Raw genomic sequence first — 1,290 nt, forward strand, 5'->3', positions numbered from 1 at the left:
TGAGGTGCCCTACGTTTTCCGCCTTCCAAGCGGTCGTCCTCATGCTGCCATTTCTTGCTGATCCTGTCGTTCGATCCAGTTCTGCAAGAACGTGGTCGGTGACACATATCCCAAGGTGGAGTGGCGGCGGCTCCGGTTGTAGAACACGGCGATGTATTGGAACAGATCGCTTGCGGCTTCGTCACGGGTTGCGTAGCGCATGCCATGAACCCGCTCGTTCTTGAGGCTGTTGAAGAAGCTCTCGGTCGGGGCGTTGTCCCAGCAGTTGCCCTTGCGCGACATCGATCCGCGCATGCCGTAGGCGGCCAGGCGGGCCTGGTAAGCATGACTGGCGTACTGGCTTCCGCGGTCGGAATGGAACAGCACCCCGGGTGCCGGCTGACGGCGGAACCACGCCATCGACAGCGCATCGATCACCAGATCGGTCGTCATGCGTGGCTTGATCGACCAGCCGATCACCTCGCGGTTGAACAGATCAATCACGACTGCCAGATACAACCAGCCCTCGGCAGTGGCGATGTAAGTGATATCGCCTGTCCATACCCGATTCGGGGCGTCAGGCGCGAACTGGCGCTCAAGCACGTTCTCCGCCACCGGCAGGCTATGCCTGGAGTCGGTTGTCGCCTTGTAGCGCCGCTTGTGGCGCGCCCGGATGCCGTGCGCGCGCATCAGTCGCTCGATGCGCGGCAGGCCGATCCGGTAACCGCGTCCGCGCAACTCAGCGTGGATGCGCCGGGCGCCGTACGCCTGCCGAACCTCCTGATGGATCGTACGGATGAGCACCAGTGCTTGTGCATCGGTCAGTCGCTTACGCTGAACGGTGCCGCCGGCCTGCCAGGCACGAAAGCCGCTCTGACTCACCGACAGCACTTCACACAGGACGGGAAACGGGAAGGATCTGCGCTGCTTCTCGATCCAGGCATATTTCACAGCAGATCCTTCGCGAAATATGCCGTCGCTTTTTTTAGGATCTCGTTCTCCATCTCCAGGCGCGCGACCTGGGCGCGCAGTCGGGAGAGCTCCATCTGCTCGGCCGTGATCTGCCTGGCACCGGCTGGATTGAGCTTGCCGGCCTTCGCCGCCTTGACCCAGTTGCGCAGGGTCTGCTCGACCAGCCCGAGCTCCTCGGCCACGCGGGCAATGCTGCCAACCTCGTCGGTTCGCTTGACCGCCTGCTCCTTGAACTCGGCCGTGTATTCCTGTTTCGGGATGCGCTTCATGTCGTTCTTCCTGTCTTTGCGTCGATCGTACGACGACTACGTTGGAAGACGAAATCCGTGGGGCAGCTCA

1 protein-coding gene is annotated in these 1,290 nt (G+C 61.9%); it reads right to left on the bottom strand.

Features of this window, described 5'->3' with window-relative positions; genetic code table 11:
• Window positions 1-39: 39 nt before the first annotated feature.
• Window positions 40-1,220 (bottom strand): IS3 family transposase gene (locus tag ACUH78_RS19275; RefSeq protein WP_445334450.1). Its coding sequence is split into 2 segments (ribosomal slippage): window positions 40-968 and window positions 968-1,220, totalling 1,182 coding nucleotides; the frame shifts between segments, so codons are not numbered across the junction.
• Between the last annotated feature and the right edge of the window lie 70 nt (window positions 1,221-1,290).

It is taken from the genome of Thauera sp. ZXT1-4 (assembly GCF_052598215.2).